21 protein-coding genes and 3 pseudogenes are annotated in these 15,469 nt (G+C 67.6%); 18 read left to right on the forward strand and 6 right to left on the reverse strand.

What is annotated here, in order from left to right; genetic code table 11:
- The first annotated feature begins 241 nt into the window (after positions 1-241).
- Positions 242-583 (forward strand): Pycsar system effector family protein, encoded by a 342-nt coding sequence (locus tag Y710_RS19090; RefSeq protein WP_223291356.1) that lies wholly within the window; start codon positions 242-244, stop codon positions 581-583.
- A 250-nt stretch (positions 584-833) separates the two neighbouring features.
- Here Y710_RS19090 and Y710_RS08590 read toward each other — a convergent pair whose 3' ends face one another.
- Both Y710_RS08590 and Y710_RS08595 read right to left on the reverse strand, forming a co-directional pair.
- Entirely contained in the window at positions 834-1,292 is a 459-nt protein-coding gene (locus Y710_RS08590) for a hypothetical protein (protein WP_045538723.1), read from the reverse strand.
- Positions 1,289-1,963 (reverse strand): RNA polymerase sigma factor, encoded by a 675-nt coding sequence (locus tag Y710_RS08595; protein ID WP_006896936.1) that lies wholly within the window; start codon positions 1,961-1,963, stop codon positions 1,289-1,291. Before Y710_RS08595 ends, Y710_RS08590 begins: the two co-directional genes overlap by 4 nt.
- Before the next feature lie 82 nt (positions 1,964-2,045).
- Between Y710_RS08595 and Y710_RS08600 the strand changes: the two genes are divergently transcribed.
- The 11 genes from Y710_RS08600 to Y710_RS08650 all read left to right on the forward strand — a co-directional run bounded on the left by Y710_RS08600 (position 2,046) and on the right by Y710_RS08650 (position 6,707).
- A complete protein-coding gene (locus tag Y710_RS08600; RefSeq protein ID WP_062367185.1) occupies positions 2,046-2,540 on the forward strand; it encodes an Asp23/Gls24 family envelope stress response protein in 495 nt (164 codons plus the stop codon).
- Positions 2,540-2,881, forward strand: a complete 342-nt coding sequence (locus Y710_RS08605; protein ID WP_006896934.1) for an Asp23/Gls24 family envelope stress response protein — start codon at positions 2,540-2,542, stop codon at positions 2,879-2,881. Before Y710_RS08600 ends, Y710_RS08605 begins: the two co-directional genes overlap by 1 nt.
- Positions 2,874-3,056, forward strand: coding sequence for a hypothetical protein (locus tag Y710_RS08610; protein ID WP_006896933.1), 183 nt, complete (start codon positions 2,874-2,876; stop codon positions 3,054-3,056). The genes Y710_RS08605 and Y710_RS08610 overlap by 8 nt, the downstream gene beginning before the upstream one ends.
- Entirely contained in the window at positions 3,049-3,534 is a 486-nt protein-coding gene (locus Y710_RS08615; protein WP_006896932.1) for an Asp23/Gls24 family envelope stress response protein, read from the forward strand. Before Y710_RS08610 ends, Y710_RS08615 begins: the two co-directional genes overlap by 8 nt.
- Positions 3,531-4,115 carry a DUF6286 domain-containing protein gene (locus tag Y710_RS08620; RefSeq protein ID WP_006896931.1) on the forward strand — a complete coding sequence of 195 codons (585 nt, stop codon included), beginning with the start codon at positions 3,531-3,533 and terminating at the stop codon, positions 4,113-4,115. The genes Y710_RS08615 and Y710_RS08620 overlap by 4 nt, the downstream gene beginning before the upstream one ends.
- Entirely contained in the window at positions 4,112-4,666 is a 555-nt protein-coding gene (locus Y710_RS08625; protein WP_062367187.1) for a hypothetical protein, read from the forward strand. The genes Y710_RS08620 and Y710_RS08625 overlap by 4 nt, the downstream gene beginning before the upstream one ends.
- A 33-nt stretch (positions 4,667-4,699) precedes the next feature.
- Positions 4,700-4,900 (forward strand): CsbD family protein, encoded by a 201-nt coding sequence (locus Y710_RS08630; RefSeq protein WP_006896929.1) that lies wholly within the window; start codon positions 4,700-4,702, stop codon positions 4,898-4,900.
- 85 nt (positions 4,901-4,985) lie between these two features.
- The gene (locus tag Y710_RS08635) at positions 4,986-5,540 is read left to right on the forward strand and encodes a TetR/AcrR family transcriptional regulator (protein ID WP_062367190.1); all 555 of its coding nucleotides are present in this window, start codon (positions 4,986-4,988) and stop codon (positions 5,538-5,540) included.
- A complete protein-coding gene (locus tag Y710_RS08640) occupies positions 5,537-5,884 on the forward strand; it encodes a DMT family transporter (protein ID WP_062367192.1) in 348 nt (115 codons plus the stop codon). Before Y710_RS08635 ends, Y710_RS08640 begins: the two co-directional genes overlap by 4 nt.
- Complete coding sequence (locus Y710_RS08645) at positions 5,881-6,192, forward strand: DMT family transporter (protein ID WP_062367194.1); 312 nt, start codon at positions 5,881-5,883, stop codon at positions 6,190-6,192. The genes Y710_RS08640 and Y710_RS08645 overlap by 4 nt, the downstream gene beginning before the upstream one ends.
- Positions 6,193-6,290: 98 nt before the next feature.
- Positions 6,291-6,707 (forward strand): ester cyclase, encoded by a 417-nt coding sequence (locus Y710_RS08650; RefSeq protein WP_082781281.1) that lies wholly within the window; start codon positions 6,291-6,293, stop codon positions 6,705-6,707.
- 70 nt (positions 6,708-6,777) lie between these two features.
- Here the strand turns inward: Y710_RS08650 and Y710_RS08655 are convergent, their stop codons facing one another.
- The gene (locus Y710_RS08655; protein ID WP_062367198.1) at positions 6,778-7,974 is read right to left on the reverse strand and encodes an acyl-CoA dehydrogenase family protein; all 1,197 of its coding nucleotides are present in this window, start codon (positions 7,972-7,974) and stop codon (positions 6,778-6,780) included.
- 114 nt (positions 7,975-8,088) lie between these two features.
- Between Y710_RS08655 and Y710_RS08660 the strand changes: the two genes are divergently transcribed.
- The 4 genes and pseudogenes from Y710_RS08660 to Y710_RS08670 all read left to right on the forward strand — a co-directional run bounded on the left by Y710_RS08660 (position 8,089) and on the right by Y710_RS08670 (position 9,900).
- Positions 8,089-8,316 (forward strand): hypothetical protein, encoded by a 228-nt coding sequence (locus tag Y710_RS08660; RefSeq protein WP_039867638.1) that lies wholly within the window; start codon positions 8,089-8,091, stop codon positions 8,314-8,316.
- A gap of 129 nt (positions 8,317-8,445) precedes the next feature.
- Entirely contained in the window at positions 8,446-9,132 is a 687-nt protein-coding gene (locus tag Y710_RS08665) for a GntR family transcriptional regulator (protein ID WP_231875711.1), read from the forward strand.
- A gap of 94 nt (positions 9,133-9,226) precedes the next feature.
- Positions 9,227-9,322 (forward strand): annotated as a pseudogene (locus tag Y710_RS19095) (MerR family DNA-binding transcriptional regulator); the annotation flags it as partial.
- A pseudogene (locus Y710_RS08670) lies at positions 9,291-9,900 on the forward strand (nitroreductase). The pseudogenes Y710_RS19095 and Y710_RS08670, both read left to right, overlap by 32 nt.
- Before the next feature lie 22 nt (positions 9,901-9,922).
- Here Y710_RS08670 and Y710_RS08675 read toward each other — a convergent pair.
- Positions 9,923-11,287 (reverse strand): phenylacetate--CoA ligase family protein, encoded by a 1,365-nt coding sequence (locus Y710_RS08675; RefSeq protein ID WP_045538727.1) that lies wholly within the window; start codon positions 11,285-11,287, stop codon positions 9,923-9,925.
- Between the two features lie 165 nt (positions 11,288-11,452).
- Here Y710_RS08675 and Y710_RS08680 point away from each other — a divergent pair, with 165 nt between their 5' ends.
- Positions 11,453-12,601: an acyl-CoA dehydrogenase family protein gene (locus tag Y710_RS08680; RefSeq protein WP_006896918.1), complete on the forward strand. Its 1,149-nt coding sequence runs from the start codon at positions 11,453-11,455 to the stop codon at positions 12,599-12,601.
- 23 nt (positions 12,602-12,624) lie between these two features.
- Positions 12,625-13,849: pseudogene (locus Y710_RS08685) on the forward strand (acetyl-CoA C-acetyltransferase).
- Between the two features lie 243 nt (positions 13,850-14,092).
- Here Y710_RS08685 and Y710_RS08690 read toward each other — a convergent pair.
- Together Y710_RS08690 and Y710_RS08695 are read right to left on the reverse strand one after the other, a co-directional pair.
- Positions 14,093-14,548 (reverse strand): MaoC family dehydratase, encoded by a 456-nt coding sequence (locus tag Y710_RS08690; RefSeq protein ID WP_006896916.1) that lies wholly within the window; start codon positions 14,546-14,548, stop codon positions 14,093-14,095.
- On the reverse strand, positions 14,545-15,468 hold the full coding sequence (locus Y710_RS08695) for an HTD2 family dehydratase (protein ID WP_062367367.1): 924 nt from the start codon (positions 15,466-15,468) through the stop codon (positions 14,545-14,547). Before Y710_RS08695 ends, Y710_RS08690 begins: the two co-directional genes overlap by 4 nt.
- Position 15,469 lies beyond the last annotated feature (1 nt).

Below are 15,469 nucleotides of genomic sequence, written 5' to 3' on the forward strand. Positions count from 1 at the left end.
TCGGAACGGAACCCAGGGCGCTTCAACGCACCCCACGTCGTCGCCCTCGTCCGAGCCGGCAAGACCTTCGAGAAAGGCAAACTCGTCGAATCCGACACCCCATCAACATCGCAAGAGGAGGCCGCCTGAAACAACCTCATCCACAGGTCTTGACAATATCTCCGATACGAAGGCGCCATTTGCACTGACAATTGAGACCGCGCTCCTCGTGGGAGTTATCACGCTGTCGGGCGAGGGGCGGGTGCTCCATGACCTTGGGGGCTGGGCCGTAGTCTGGTACGTCGTTGGCATCCTCCTCTTAGTAGCTAGCGTCCTATGTGCGGCCTGGGTTGTGCGTCCCCGGCTACGGGCCTCCAACCTCGAGGTTGAGGCGCCGGACAACTTTGTCTATTTCGGACACCTGCGGCACCTGACGCCCGAAGCCGTTCAGGATCGGCTCGAGGGCCCGACTCTTCTTCCGGTACTGTCGAAACAGCTCGTGGAGATGAGCAAGATAGCGTGGACAAAGCACCGGCTTGTGCAGTTGTCTATGAGTCTTTCTCCGATTGGCGTTATGGCACTTGGCATATGTGCGACATGCTGACTTGTGTGAGGCGATGCTCGGTCGTCAGAGCAGAGGGGTTGCCGCTGCATGGGCGCCGCAAGAGATCGATCTACGCCAAATGTTCGCCGAAAGTGACTTGGATGGCCGACCACATGGAGAATCAAAATTGACACGACTCATCGAGGCACGCATGTTCTGTCAGACTTCCGGGGGTAGCGCTGCTAATCTCCGCTGCATCTCGACAGCGCGACGCGGGTTGTCGGGCTTGAGCCTCGCCCCAACCCCCTTCTCAGTTCAGCCACTCCCGGCTGTACACGTCCTGCCATCGCACATGCACCTGGGCGCCGGCCCGCCGTGCGCTGTCCGGGCCGAGGGTCTGGCCCAGAACCTGTTCGACGGCGTCGCGGACTCGGTCGGCCTCGGCGTGGAGGTCGTCGCGGTAGCGGGCGACGAGCCCGATCGTGAGGCCGGTGAGTTCATCGTCGTCGCCGTCCAGCCGGACGTGGACCACCAGGCGGCCGACGGCGTTCCGCACCCGCGTGGCCAAGAGTTGCTTGAGGACGCGGTCGTTGACGCGGACCCTCGGGTCGTCGGTGGCGAGGTCGCGGCCGGGCCGACGGAGCCGGGGCAGTCCGGACGCGATCGCCGAGACCAGGCGTGCGACGTCGCCGGTCGGCTCATCGAGGCGGCGGCTCGCGTCCACCAGCCAGGCGTCGGTCGGATCTCCGCCTACAGCCTCTGAATTCATGTCCGCGTCCTCCTCTCTCGACTCTGTCGCTGTGCTTCGGGTTCGCCGATGCGTTCCTCCGGGCTCGGCATCCCGCTACTCCCAGGCTTCCACGGCGCGAGGCGAGTGGTGAGGAAGGTCCGACTGCGCTGGAGGTGCCCACGCACCGAACCGTTGCTGATCTTCAGTACCGACTCGATCTCGCCGAGAGAGAGGCCCTCGACCTCCCGAAGCCACCACACCGCCCGCGGTACGGGCGGCAGGTGCGTCAGTTCGGTGCGGAGTGCTTCGACCAATTCGGCTCGCTCGGCGGCCTCGCTCGGCAGCGGCTGGGCCGACTCGAGGTCGGCGAATTGCTCGTTCTCAGTGGGCAGTTCCCGGCGGCGGCGATAGTGGTCGATCACCTTGCGATGAGCGATGCCGAGCACCCAGGTGCGGACCGCGCTGCGGAACTCGAAGTCCGGCAGTGCGCGCCACACCGCGATCATCGTCTCCTGCGCGACGTCCTCGGCGACCTGCGGATCGTCGATCATGCGCCGGACGAATCGCAGCAGGAGCGGCGCCGTTCGGCCGATCAGGACGTCGAAGGCCTCCGGATCACCGGCACCTGCGGCGGCGGCCAACTCCTCGTCGGAGAAGTCGTCCAGACCTGGGCTCGCCCGGTGACCGTTGGTGTGATTCAGATCATTCACCGATTCGCGTGCAACTTTCTGTTCGGCTGCGACTGACTATATACAACCCCGGAACCGACGGGGTCCCTTGGAAAGGACCAGCATGAGCGAACAGACCACCGCGAAGTCGACCGACGCAGGCACCGACACCGACGGTCCGCGCACCACCGGGCGCGACGTCCAACTGGCCCGGAACTCGACGACCGCGCTCAACGGCAGCCTCGGCACCACGTCGATCGCGGACGTCGTCGTCGCCAAGATCGCGGGAATCGCCACCCGCGAGATCGACGGTGTGTACGACCTCGGCGGTACCACGGAACGCGCTGTCGGCAAGGTCCGCGACGTGCTGCCGGGTACCAGCACCAGCGTGACTCAGGGAATCGACGTCGAGGTCGGGGAGCGGCAGGCCGCCATCGACATCTCGATCGTCGCCGAATTCGGCGTGGCCATCCACCAACTCGCCGGGGCCATCCGCCGCAACGTGATCAACGCGATCGCGCAGATGACCGGCCTGGAAGTGACCGAAGTGAACGTGACCGTGCACGACATCCACTTCGACGACGAGGACCAGGACTTCGGCGAACCGCGGGTCCAGTGATGGCGCCGCCTTCGGCCGACGACGCGCTGGTGAAGGACATCGCCGCCGCCGTGCTCGCGGTACCCGGAGTGGTGGAACTCGACGGCGGAATGTTCGGCGAGGTCGCCACGTATCTCCCGGGCGAACGGGTCAGCGGCATCCGGCTCTCCGACGAGGAGGGCTCGGTGCACATCGTGGTCGATCTACGCCACGACCTGCGCGAGGTGGCGGCGCAGGTGGCGGACACGGCCAGTGAGATCAGCGGCCGCCGGTTCTCGGTGACCATCGAGGACGTCACCACCGGAGAACCCGCCGCCGCCGGGACCGCGACGACCGAATCTGAAGGAGAACTCGATGACTAAAGCTGCGACGATCGGCCTGTTCGCGGGCCTGCTGCTGGCGTTGGCGGCCACCACCGGCGGATTCGGCGGTCTGATCCTGGCGCTGATCCTCGGAGCCGTCGGGCTGATCGTGGGCCTGCAGGTCGACGGCACCATCGATGTGCGCGCGATCGCGCGCGGACGCAGCCGTGGCTGACGTCTCGGCCCCGTCGGCCAACGTGCCGGACACCACCGCGCCCGGTCGGCTGACGATGGCGGACAGCGTCTTCGAGAAGATCGCGTTGGCCGCCGCGTTGAGCGTCGACGGCGTGGTCCGTCACGACGGATCGATGGCGGGTCGGCTGGGCGCGTTCGTCGGCGGTGAGGCGACCGCGGGCTCCGACTATCCCCGGGTGCGGGTGGAGAGCGCGGGCGGCGCCGCCCATGTCGTGGACCTCACGTTGGCGCTCGCGTGGCCCTCACCGATCTCCGCCACCTGCTCACGGGTGCGGCAGAAGGTCGGCGACGAACTCGACCGGCTCACCGGGAACCGCCCGGTGCGCGTGAACGTCGCGGTGGAGGCGGTGGTGCCCGGAGCCGCCGCGAGATTCAGGAAGAACGGCTTCGTGCAACTGCCCGATCCCGACGACGGGCCCGCTGCAGGCGAAGCCGTTGACGAAGGGGGAAGACCATGACACCGTCGGCCGCCGAAGACCGTGACGACGAGTTGCGGGACATCAGCGATGAACCGATTCGCGATCCGGCGGGGTTCCCCGGAGCCGCCATCGCCGGCGGGCTGCTCGGGGTGGCGCTGCTCGTGCTGTGCGGGGCGATGATCCGGGACTTGCTGGTGACCACCGGCGCCGTCTCCGGGGAGACCTGGACTCACCGTGCCGCCGACAATCTCGGGTCGTCCACCTGGAGCGGTTGGATGTGGGCGATCCCCGCCGTCTGCGCCGTGGTCGGCCTCGTCCTGCTCTGGCTCGCGGTGAAGCCCCGCCGGCGAACGCACCTCAACGTCGACGGCGTCCGCGTGGTGTGGACCCGCCCGGTCGACGTCGCGCGCCGCGCGAGCGCGGCGGTCTCCGAGGTGCCCAACGTTCGGCATGCGCTGACGACGGTGGGACGCCGCCGCATCAGGGTGACCGTCCGCACGTCCGGGCCCGTCGACCGCGATCGCATCGCGCAAGTGGCCGATGACGCGGTCGGGGCGGTGAGTTCCGGCAAGCACGTGGTGGTGAAGGTCCGGGGGCCGAGGAAAGAGTTCGTCGAATGAACCGCGGAGCCGCAGCCCTGCACCGACTGTCGATCGGTGTGATCGGGCTTCTGTGTCTGGTACTGGCCGCAGGGGTGATCCTGCACCAACTGTCGGTGCACCCGGTCGAGGGGTGGGTGGACCGAATCGACACCGGAGGCATCCGTGACGCGACCGCCGCCGGTTGGTTCGCCGCCGTCCTGGTCGCCGTCGCACTGCTCGCGTTGTATTGGGGCTGGAGGCTGATCCGGACCACGATCGCGCCGCGCCGACCCGAACTCCTGGTGCTGAACGGCAGCGGGCCCGAGGGGATGATGACGGTCTCGCTCAAGCAGGTGGCCTCGGCCGTCGAAGAACAACTCGCCACACAGACTGTCCTGCGCCAGGTGCGCGTGCAGGCGATCGACGACCGCGGCGAGGCGATCATCCGCATCACGGTCGACGTCGCACCCGAGCGCTCGTACGACGAGATCGTCGGCATTGTGACGCCGACGATCGAAGACCTCCGAATCGCGCTGGGGGATTCGGATGTGCACGTCCAGGTCTTCATTCACCTGGACGCGCTGCAATAACCGAAGTGAAATCCGAGAAGAGGAGTTGCCGCAATGGCGATGGAAGACAAGATGAGCAACAAGGCCGACGAGCTCAAGGGCAAGGCCAAGGAGGCCGGCGGCTCGCTGACCGGCGATGACGACCTCAAGAACGAGGGCAAGGCCGATCAGGCCGCGGCCGCGGTGAAGAAGGGCGTCGAAGAGGTCAAGGACGCGGCCGCCAAGGTGAAGGACAAGCTCACCGGCGACAAGTGATCGCACGCCGGCCCGTCGGGAACTCCCCGGCGGGCCGGCGCTTCTTTGTGTCCGCACGTTACCTTCTGGAAGGTAAACTGGCCGGATGGAGTCCGAGACGCGGGTGCGCATCCTGCAGGCGGCCAAGGAACTGGCCCAAGAGAGCGAATCGGTGCAGGGGGTGACGATCTCCCTGGAGTCGGTCGCCGCTCGTGCCGGGATCACCAAACCCGGCCTGATGTACCACTTTCCGACCAAACGGGAACTCATGCTCGGTCTGGTGGAATACGCTGCGCGCCACTGGGACTCGCTGTTGCGCGCGCACGCCGGAGCCGGTCCCGCCGACCTGGCCGTCTTCGACCGCTACCGCGCGTACGTCACCGTCGCCACCACCGCCGACGTGTCCCGGGCCGACTACTGGATCTTCACCGATGCGCTCTACCACCCCGCACTGACCGAACCCTGGGCTCGTGTCCTCGGGCCGTGGTTCGCACTCGAGGACGTGCCCGCACCGGCGCGGGCACGGCTGACGGCCGCGCGTTTCTGCGCCGACGGGGCGTGGATGTCGGAGGCCACCGGCGTGTTCCCCGCCGACGATCTTCCCGCCGTCCGACGCCACGCGCTCGCGCTGATCGATGCCGCCGAGGGGGCGGAGCGGTGAAGTGGCTGCTGCTGGGCGGCGCCATCGCCGCCGAGGTGACCGGAACGCTCACCCTGCGCGCCACCGTCGACCATCCCGGCTGGATACCCGTGGTGATCGTCGCCTACTGCGCGGCTTTCGCTCTGCTCGCGCAGACCCTGCGCGCCGGTATGCACATCGGCGTCGCCTACGGGATCTGGGGTGCCTCCGGCGTCGCCCTCGTCGCAGTGCTCGGCGTGGTGATCTTCGGTGAGACGCTCGGGGTGCGGGCGATCATCGGAATCGCGCTGATCATCCTCGGTGTGGTCGTGGTGGAGACGGGGGCGAAGACCGTCGGCACCGCGAGCGAGGAGCAGGTGCTGTGAGCTGGGTGTGGCTGCTGCTGTCGATCGCCTCGGAGGTCACCGGCACCTTGGGCTTGCGTGCGGCCGGTGCCGGTCGCCGTCGCTGGCTGATCCTGGTGGGGGTCGGATACACCTGTGCCTTCGTCTTCCTCGGCTTCGCCCTCGACGCCGGCGTGCCGGTCAGTGTCGCGTACGGAATCTGGACCGCCGTCGGCATCGTGGCGATAGCGACGCTCGCCCGCGTGATCTGGAAGGATCCGTTGACCGGCCGGATGCTGCTGGGCACGGCCCTCATCATCGCCGGCGTGCTGCTGGTGGAACTCGGCTGACGCTCGTTTCGTCGACGTCCAGAATCTTGGACATTCCGCGTGCGGACTACGCGCGCATAGTGGGTTCACTCTCAATCAGCCAATCGAGGAGGACTCCTATGACCGCGTTATCCGACCATATCGTCGATGCCCACAACCGAGGACTTGCAGAGAAGGATATGGAATTGTTCGGCAGCATCTTCGCCGATGACGTCGCCGTGGAACTGCCGGGCGGGACGAGTTTCGAGGGCCGCGACGGGATCGTGCAGACAGCCGTCGCGTTCTACACCGCCTTTCCCGACATCCGGCTCACGCCGCGCCAGATCTGGGCCGACGACAACGGCGTCGTGGTGGAGCAGGTCTTCACGGGGACGCACACCGGCCCGCTGGCCACGCCGAACGGGGAGGTGCCGCCGACCGGAAAGAAGGTGGAGTTCGGACTCATCGACACCTTCCTCGTCACCGACGGAAAGGTGAGCGCGCACCGCGTCTACTACGACAACCTCGCACTCCTGGGACAGCTCGGGCTGGCCTGACGGACAGACACGACGGCGGGGCGGATCACGGCGGTGTGCCGGGTCCGCCTCCCGCGTGTTCCGGAGCCCGTCACCGTTCGGCGTAGTTCTCCAGCAGCCGCCGGCCGATGATCATCCGCTGGATGTCGGCGGTTCCCTCGCCGATCAGGAGCATGGGGGCCTCGCGGTAGAGGCGTTCGATCTCGTACTCCTTGGCGAAACCGTATCCGCCGTGGATCCGGAAGGCGTCCTCGACCACGTCGCGGCAGTACTCGGAGGCCAGGTACTTCGCCATTCCGGCTTCGAGGTCGTTCCGTTCGCCCGCGTCCTTGACGCGGGCGGCGCGGACCACCATCTGATGCGCGGCTTCGACCTTCGTCCCCATCTCCGCGATGCGGAAGAGGACGGCCTGGTGCTCGGCGATCGGCTTGCCGAAGGTCTCGCGCTGCTGGGCGTACGAGGTGCCGAGCTCGAAGGCGCGGTGGGCGACGCCGACGGCGCGTGCGGCGACGTTGACGCGGCCGACTTCGACGCCGTCCATCATCTGATAGAAGCCCCGACCCGGCTCGCCGCCGAGGATCTCGGCGGCGTCGATGGAATAGTCGTCGAAGAGCAGTTCGGTGGTGTCGACGCCCTTGTACCCCATCTTCTCGATCTTTCCGGGGATCGTGAGGCCAGGGGCCGCCTCGCCGAATCCGGGCGTCTTCTCGATGAGGAAGGTCGTCAGATTCTGATGCGGACGGTCGCGCCCCTCGGGAGTGCGGACCAGGACGGCCACGAGTGACGAGCTCGCGCCGTTGGTGACCCACATCTTCTGGCCGTTGACGGTGTACCGTCCTCGGCCGTCGGGGGTGGCGGACGTCGTGACGGCGGCGACGTCGGACCCCAGACCGGGCTCGGACATGGAGAAGGCGCAGGTGAGGTCGCCGGCTGCGAGGCGGGGAAGGTACTTCGCCCTCTGTTCCGGTGTGCCGTGCTGCTGCAGCAGGTAGGCGACGATGAAATGCGTGTTGATGATGCCGGAGACGCTCATCCAGCCACGGGCGATCTCTTCCACGACCAGCGCATAGGTGAGCAGCGACTCGCCGAGTCCGCCGTACTCCTCGTCGATGGTGAGGCCGAAGAGCCCCATCTGCTTCATCTGCGCGACGATCTCCGTCGGGTACTCGTCCGCGTGTTCCAGATGGGTGGCCATGGGCAGAATCTGCTGGTCGACGAAATCCCGGACCGTCGCGAGGATGTCTCGCTGTTCGGTGCTGAGGTTCTCGGTCGCACACAACTTGCCCATGGGTCCTCGTCTCTGTTCGCTGCCCCAACCATCGTGCATAATATGCGGTTCTGCCTCCGGGGTGAGGCGGATCTGGTGACGTACGCCGCCCAGGAAGCTCTTCGACCTGCCGTGATGTCACTGGCAGAAGCGCCGGTGCACCCGCATCTCGTGGCACGTGAGACCTTCGTAGAAGTGGAGGGCGTACCGCAGCCGGCGCCCGCGCCGCGGTTCAGTCGGACGCCGGGCTCCATCTCGCGGCCTCCGGCCGAACCGGGTGAGCACACCGACGAGGTACTGACCGACTGGGGCTTCGACGCCGAGCGCCTCGCCGCACTGCACGCATCGGGTGCCATCAGCTGAACCGCGCACGGGTCAATCAAATTGCAACGCACGACGCGCCGGACACTCGAGTGCCCGGCGCGTCGTGCGCATTGTGTGAAAGATATTATCCAGGTGACAGAACCGACACCAGTGAGGCGGCAGATCATCGTGAGTGCACCCGTGTCGACAGGCCGTGGACGGCATAAGCAGTTGCCGGACGCGGTCACGAGCTACGTCCGTGAACAGATCATGTCGGGCAACCTCAAGCCGGGCGAATTCTTGCGGATGGAGCCGATCGCGGAGACGGTCGGCGTCTCGATCACTCCGGTGCGCGAGGGCCTGCTGCGCCTGTCGAACGAAGGATTCGTCACGGCCGTGCCCCGCCGTGGTTTCGTGGTCGCGGAGTTCACGCGACAGGACGTGCGCGATCTGTTCTGGGCGCAGGCACAGTTGTCGGGAGAACTCGCCGCGCGTGCGGCCGAGCGGATCACCGATGTCCAGCTCCAGCAGCTCGAAGAAGTGATGGCGCAGTGCGATGCCGCGGTGAGTTCGGGCAATACCGAGGCCATCGGGGACCTCGGACACCAGTTCCACCGGCTGATCAATCTCGCGGCCGACTCCGACCGGCTCGCTCGACTGCTGGCGTCCATCGTCAAGCACCTGCCCAACTCGTTCTACGCGTCGATCGAGTCGCATGTGCGCACGGTGACGCCCGAACACCATCAGATGCTCGACGCGCTGACCGCGCACGACGCCCAGCGCGCACGCGAGATCACCGAGAAGCACATCGTCAACAGCGCCGACTACGTGGTCCAGATGCTCGAGGAGCGCGGACTGTGGAAGGACGCGGAGTAGGCGTGCCGGTCACGACGTCCGTCGAGGCGTCCGCGCCGGTTGACATTCAAGTAGGTCGAAGCCGGATGATGTCCGGGTGGCAGATTCCAGGTTGATGTCGATCGGATCGTTCGCGCGGCGGAGCGGTCTGACGGCGAGTGCGTTGCGTTTCTACGCTGATGCAGGTGTGCTTCTGCCTGCACAGATCGATCATTACGAAACCCGGCACCGCGACGCTCGAGTCGCCGGACGAGGACGGTCGCGTCCTCGAGGCGCTGCTCGACAGCCGCTGGAGCTGCCGCGGCTATCAGGAGGGCCGGCAGGTTCCGCGTGCGGACATCGAGCGGCTGCTGTCGATCGCTCAGCGGTCGCCGTCGTGGTGCAACACGCAGCCGTGGCAGGTCATCGTCACCCGAGGGCGAGGGAACGGAGCGATCCCGCGCGGCTCTGACCGAGTGGGATCGGCGAAGCAGGCGATGGAGAACTTCCGGCTCTTCGGTGCGCCGCACGTCGCGATCGTGACGACCGACGCGGTGCACGATGTGTACGGTGCCGTCGATTCCGGGCTCTACGTGAGCAACTTCCTGCTGGCGGCGCGGGCACTCGGTCTCGGCGCCATTCCGCAGGCGGCCCTCGCGATGGCGTCTCCGCTGATCCGGTCGCATTTCGCGATCGCCGACGATCGCAAGGTCCTGCTCGGCATCTCGTTCGGCTACGCCGACCCCGACCAACACCTACCGCACCTCGCGTGCGGAGCTGTCGGACGTGGTGCGCTGGGTCGACGCCTGAGAGAGGCCCGGACGCGGCCCGCTCACTGCGCGGCCGCGCCTGCGTCGCGCTCGACCGGTGCGACCTTGACGTGATCCGGCCGCTTCAGCGTGCCCTCGCCGATCAGCTCCACATCGGCCTTGATGTTGAGGGCCGAGCGGATCCGGTCCTCGATGGCGGCCTTCACCTCGGGGTGGCGTGCGGGGTCGACGGCGTCGGCGACTTCGGCCACCACAGGCAGTGGACGCTGGGTGGAATGACCCTCGAAGTCGGGGCGGATACGGATGTGCCCGGTGGTGAGCGGCGCCATCTCCTCCACGAGTTGCTTCACCGCTGACGGGAACACGTTGATGCCGCGGACGATGAGCATGTCGTCGGTGCGCCCGACACACCGAACCTTGTATCCGGTCCGACCGCAGGCGCAGTCGGTGGCGGTGACGACGACGTGATCGCGGGTGCGGAAGCGCAGCAGCGGCGACGCCCGACGCCCGAGGGCGGTGTACACCACTTCCCCCTCGACGCCGGCCGCGGGGGCGAGCACCTGCCCGTCGGCGGGATCGATGATCTCGGCGATGATCAGATCCGGCGAGTGGAAGTGCATGCCCTCCCCGGCTTCGCATTCGCCCCAGTAGATGCAGCCGAGGTCGGTGCCGCCGAGCATCTCGCGCGAGGTGGCGCCCCACAGCGACTGCAGCTTGTCGCGGATCGCGGGCAGTCCGCCGCCCGGCTCGCCGCCGACGCTGATGCTGCGGACGCCCAATTCGGCGGCGGGCACACCGACGATGTCCGGCGCCTGTTCGGCGAGGTAGGCGAGGAAGTTGGGCGTGCCGATGAGCGCCTCCGGACGCTGGTCGGCCTGTACGCGCAGCAGACGCTCGGCACCGGCCTCCGCGCCGATAGGGATGTCGACGATGCCCATGTGCCTGGCGATCTGGACCACCGGGAGCCCGCCCACGAAGCCTTTGCTCATGCCGAATCCGTGCAACATGCGGTCGCCCGGCCGGAAGCCGTTGGCGTACAGGGCCCGGGCGCCGAGTTCGCTCCAGATCGTGATGTCCGATTCGGTGAGGCCGACGTACGACGGGCTGCCGGTGGTGCCCGACGACGCCTGGATCTGGACGATCTCCGACATCGGCGCCGCCACGTGCGAGCCGAGCGGAGGATGCTCCGCCAGACTGTCCCGGAGCTCCTGCTTCTCGGTGAAGGGGAGATCGGCCAGGTGGTCGAGCGTCGTCACTCGGTCGATGTTCACCGAGTGCTCGGCGAATTTCGCCCGGTAGAACTCGCTGTTGGCGGCGAGGTACGCGAGCTGCTCGGCCAGCCGCGACTCCTGCATCGCCCGCGCCTGGTCGGGGCCGATCACCTCGACGGCGCTCCAGTAGTCGGCGGAGAACGGTCGGGTGCTCATGCTGTCTCGGCTCCTCTTCAACGCGATCCGGGTCGATGCGATCCGGCCGGCGCACCGGGGCTGCTGCTGTGTCCCGGGCCACTGGGTTATCTGAGCATAATATATTATGCTACCGATGATGGACGTGATCCAGACGACGATCCCGGCTAGAAAGGCTTTCAGCTCATGGCACTGACCAAGGACGAACAAGAGATGGTGTCGTTGGTCCGCGACTTCATCGACCAGCGGGTGGCCTCGCGTGTTCGGGAGTTCGAAGCCGACGACATCTATCCCGAGGAATTCATCGAAGAGATGAAGGAACTCGGCTTCTTCGGTCTGCTCGCGCCCGCCGAGTACGGCGGCGTCGACGTCAGCATGGCGTGTTTCGCCCGGGTCTGCGAGGAACTGGCGCGCGGGTGGATGAGCCTCGCCGGCGCGATCGGCGGACACTCGGTGATCACGTATCTGATCAAGACCTTCGGCACCCAGGAGCAGAAGGACAAGTACCTGGCGGAGATGGCCGAGGGCAAGATCCGCGCGACGATGGCTCTCACCGAGCCCGGCGGCGGCAGCGATCTGCAGGCCATGCGCACCTACGCGGCGCCCGGCGAGGACGGCTTCACCATCAATGGATCCAAGACCTGGATCTCCAATGCGGCGCACTCCGGACTGTTCGGCCTGCTGTGCATCACCGACCGTGACGCCAGCCCGGCCCACAAGGGCATGAGCGTCATCCTCGTGGAGCCGGGCGACGGCTTCACCGTCTCCAAGAAGCTCCCGAAGCTCGGCTACCGCGGCGTCGAGGCCTGCGAGCTGGTCTTCGACGGCATGAAGGTGCCCGCCGACGCCGTCCTCGGCGGAGAGCCGAACAAGGGCTGGGGCCACATGATGCGCGGCCTCGAGGTCGGGCGCATCCAGGTGGCCTCCCGTGCGCTCGGCGTCGGTCAGGCGTCGCTCGAGGCGGCCACCAAGTATGCGCAGGAGCGCGAGTCGTTCGGCAAGCCGATCTGGAAGCACCAGAGCGTCGGCAACATGATCGCCGACATGGCGACCAAGCAGCAGGCCGCCCGCCTGCTCACCGTCGACGCCGCTGAGAAGCTCGACCGCGGCGAGCGCGCGGACCTCGAGGCCGGAATGGCCAAGCTGTTCGCGTCGGAGACGGCGATGCAGCTGGCTCTCGACTCGATCCGCGTCCACGGCGGCTACGGCTACTCCAAGGAGTACGACGTGGAGCGCTACTTCCGCGACGCACCGCTGATGATCGTCGGTGAGGGCACCAACGAGATCCAGCGCAACGTCATCGCCGCGCAGCACATCGCGCGCAACAAGATCTGATCGAGAAGGAACTGGACTTCACCATGACTCAGCAGACCCTTCGCCGCGCGGCCATCGTGAGTCCGCTGCGCACCCCCCGTCGGCACGTTCGGCGGTTCCCTCAAGGATGTGCCGGTCGAGGATCTCGGCGCCGGCATCATCAACGCGGTCGTCGAGCGTTCGGGCATCGACCCGGAGCGCCTCGACGACGTGGTGTTCGCGCAGTCGTACGCCAACTCCGAGGTGCCGTGCGTCGGCCGATGGCTGGCGCTGAACGCCGGCCTGCCGATCGCCCTGCCCGGAATGCAGCTGGACCGTCGATGCGGCGGCGGACTGCAGGCCATCGTCACCGCGGCGATGATGGTGCAGACCGGTGCCGCCGATGCCGTGCTCACCGGCGGCATCGAGTCGATGAGCCGGATCGAGTACTACTCCACCAGCAATCGCTGGGGTTCGCGCGCGGGCAACTCGGTGCTCTACGACCGCCTCGACCGCGGCCGCGAGCGCAGCCAGCCCGAGCATCGCTTCGGCAAGATCTCCGGAATGATCGAGACGGCCGAGAACCTCGCGAAGGACTACGGCGTCTCCCGCGAGGCCGCCGACGCCTACGCGGCCCGCAGTCATCAGCGTGCGCACGCGGCGTGGGAGGCCGGGAAGTTCGACGACGAGGTGGTCCCGGTGACCGTCCCGCAGCGCAAGGGCGATCCGATCGTCTTCGCCCGCGACGAGGGCATCCGTCCCGGTTCCACCGTCGAGACGCTGAGCAAGCTGCGCACCGTGAGCCCGGGCGGCACCGTCACCGCGGGCAACGCCAGCCAGCAGAACGACGCGGCGGCGGCCTGCATCATCGTGGCCGAGGACAAGCTCGACGAGCTGGGTCTGGAACCGCTCGGCTTCCTCACCGGCTGGGCCGCCGCGGGCTGCGATCCGGCGCGCATGGGCATCGGTCCGGTACCCGCGGTCCAGCGGCTCGCCGCCCGGACGGGCGTGTCCGTGCACGAACTGCTCGACGCGCTCGATGTGGTGGAGCTCAACGAGGCGTTCGCGGTCCAGGTCCTGGCGGTCCTGGAGGGCTGGGACTGGCGGGACGAGGAGCGCGTCAACGTCAACGGCTCGGGCATCTCGCTGGGGCACCCGATCGGTGCGACGGGCGTCCGGATGGTCACGACGATGCTGCACGAGTTGCATCGCCGCGGCGGAGGCAAGGGCCTCGCGACCATGTGCATCGGCGGCGGCCAGGGCATGGCGGCCACGTTCGAAGCGGTCTGACAGAGCGGTTCCCGGGATTTCGGTCCCGGGTTCCGTTCCTTATTGTATATAGTACTAGCAAGCTGTCATTGGGGATCGCCATGCAACACCCGCCCCTCGAAGGCATCCGGATCCTGGAGATCGGCGGATACAAGACTCCAGCCTCTTCGACGTCCGAGCCGCCCACGGACTCAAGATGGTCGGCTTCACGGCGGCGGCGGGATCGGAGGCGGCACGTCGGCTGCCGCTGAGCGGATTCGCCGATCAGCCGGTGACGACCACCAGGAACTCGGCGATGCACGAGGGTTTGGCGGCGCCCTCCGCGGTGATCACGTACTTCGCGGTCACCGTCGCACCGGCCGGTCCCTCGGCGATGTCGGTGAACGTCACCGTGGCGGTCAGCGAGCTGCCGACCGGGACCGGCGCCGGAAACCGGACCTTGTTCAGGCCGTAGTTGAGTCGGGCCGAGCCGAACTCGATCGAATACAGATCCCGCCCGAAGAGCGGGATCAGCGAGAGCGTCAGGAATCCGTGAGCGATGGTCGTGCCGTACGGGCCGTCGGCGGCGCGCTCGGTGTCGACGTGGATCCACTGGTGATCGCCGGTCGCATCGGCGAAGGCGTCGATGCGCTCCTGTTCCACGACGAGCGGCGCGCTCGGGCCGATCTCCTCGCCGAGGGCGTCGCGGAGCTGATCGAGCGACGAGAACACGCGGGTCATGACCAGGCTCCCTGGTCGGTGGTGGTTCCGGTGGCGAAGGCGAGGTCGATCGCGGTGTGGACGTCGCCACCGGCGCCGACGAGTTCCACGCGGGCGTCGATGCCCGTGCCCGAGTACACCAGCGCGGCGTCGTCTCCGCAGAACAGCGGCTTGGAGTTGCGATGCGAGACGGTGTCGACCACGGTGCCGTCGGCCAGCAGGCGATGAGTCTCCGCCAGCGACAGCGTCATCAACGGTCCGTGCACCACCAGTCCCGGATAGCCCTCCACACGGGTGGCGTACGGCCAGTCGTAGTGGATGCGATGGGCGTTCGCGGTGGCGGCGGAGAACCGCATCAGGAGCGTCGGGTCGGTCAGGAAATCCCACCGGCGGGTCTCCGACGGCACGATCGGGCTGCCGACCGGGACGAAGGCCGAGGCCGGAGCGGGGTCGGCCGCCGGCTGCGCGGAGACGGGTGCCGCTTCCCGGTAGATGAGGTTCTGCTTCTCGCGCACCGCGGCGGTGCCGTCCGGCGCGTACAGCGTGGTGGCGACCACCACGATCACCAGCCGGCCGCTGCGACCGGTCTTGTCGGTCACCGACTCGACGGTCGACTCGCGGGTGATGGTGTCGCCGACCCGGATGGTTCCGGGGAACGAGACCGTGCCGCCGGCGAACATGCGCCGGGGCAGACCGACCGGCGGCAGGAACGAACCGAGCCGCGGGTGTCCGTCGAGACCGAGGCTGCTCGAGACGGACCACTCCGGGAGCGCGACCCAATGCCACAGCGGGGGCAGCGGATCGCCGATCTGCGGTACGGGCAGACCGTCGTCGAACAGATGCGCCAGGGCGCGGACCCGGCCGGCGTCGACCACTTCCTCGGTGGTGACGGTGTGAGCGGTCCAGCCCTCGAAGACGGGAGTGTCGGCGGTGCCGGTCATG

Origin of the sequence: Gordonia sp. QH-12 (assembly GCF_001578675.1) — a bacterium.
GTDB lineage: Bacteria > Actinomycetota > Actinomycetes > Mycobacteriales > Mycobacteriaceae > Gordonia > Gordonia sihwensis.

What these genes read in the sequence shown, in the direction of transcription:
- Y710_RS08625 (WP_062367187.1), top strand. Translation starts at nt 4,112, where the DNA reads ATGAACCGCGGAGCCGCAGCCCTGCACCGACTGTCGATCGGTGTGATC.
- Y710_RS08675 (WP_045538727.1), bottom strand. Translation starts at nt 11,287, where the DNA reads ATGAGCACCCGACCGTTCTCCGCCGACTACTGGAGCGCCGTCGAGGTG.
- Y710_RS08695 (WP_062367367.1), bottom strand. Translation starts at nt 15,468, where the DNA reads ATGACCGGCACCGCCGACACTCCCGTCTTCGAGGGCTGGACCGCTCAC.
- Y710_RS08610 (WP_006896933.1), top strand. Translation starts at nt 2,874, where the DNA reads ATGACTAAAGCTGCGACGATCGGCCTGTTCGCGGGCCTGCTGCTGGCG.
- Y710_RS08590 (WP_045538723.1), bottom strand. Translation starts at nt 1,292, where the DNA reads ATGAATTCAGAGGCTGTAGGCGGAGATCCGACCGACGCCTGGCTGGTG.
- Y710_RS08680 (WP_006896918.1), top strand. Translation starts at nt 11,453, where the DNA reads ATGGCACTGACCAAGGACGAACAAGAGATGGTGTCGTTGGTCCGCGAC.
- Y710_RS08600 (WP_062367185.1), top strand. Translation starts at nt 2,046, where the DNA reads ATGAGCGAACAGACCACCGCGAAGTCGACCGACGCAGGCACCGACACC.
- Y710_RS08690 (WP_006896916.1), bottom strand. Translation starts at nt 14,548, where the DNA reads ATGACCCGCGTGTTCTCGTCGCTCGATCAGCTCCGCGACGCCCTCGGC.
- Y710_RS08630 (WP_006896929.1), top strand. Translation starts at nt 4,700, where the DNA reads ATGGCGATGGAAGACAAGATGAGCAACAAGGCCGACGAGCTCAAGGGC.
- Y710_RS08605 (WP_006896934.1), top strand. Translation starts at nt 2,540, where the DNA reads ATGGCGCCGCCTTCGGCCGACGACGCGCTGGTGAAGGACATCGCCGCC.
- Y710_RS08635 (WP_062367190.1), top strand. Translation starts at nt 4,986, where the DNA reads ATGGAGTCCGAGACGCGGGTGCGCATCCTGCAGGCGGCCAAGGAACTG.
- Y710_RS08660 (WP_039867638.1), top strand. Translation starts at nt 8,089, where the DNA reads ATGTCACTGGCAGAAGCGCCGGTGCACCCGCATCTCGTGGCACGTGAG.
- Y710_RS08620 (WP_006896931.1), top strand. Translation starts at nt 3,531, where the DNA reads ATGACACCGTCGGCCGCCGAAGACCGTGACGACGAGTTGCGGGACATC.
- Y710_RS08650 (WP_082781281.1), top strand. Translation starts at nt 6,291, where the DNA reads ATGACCGCGTTATCCGACCATATCGTCGATGCCCACAACCGAGGACTT.
- Y710_RS08655 (WP_062367198.1), bottom strand. Translation starts at nt 7,974, where the DNA reads ATGGGCAAGTTGTGTGCGACCGAGAACCTCAGCACCGAACAGCGAGAC.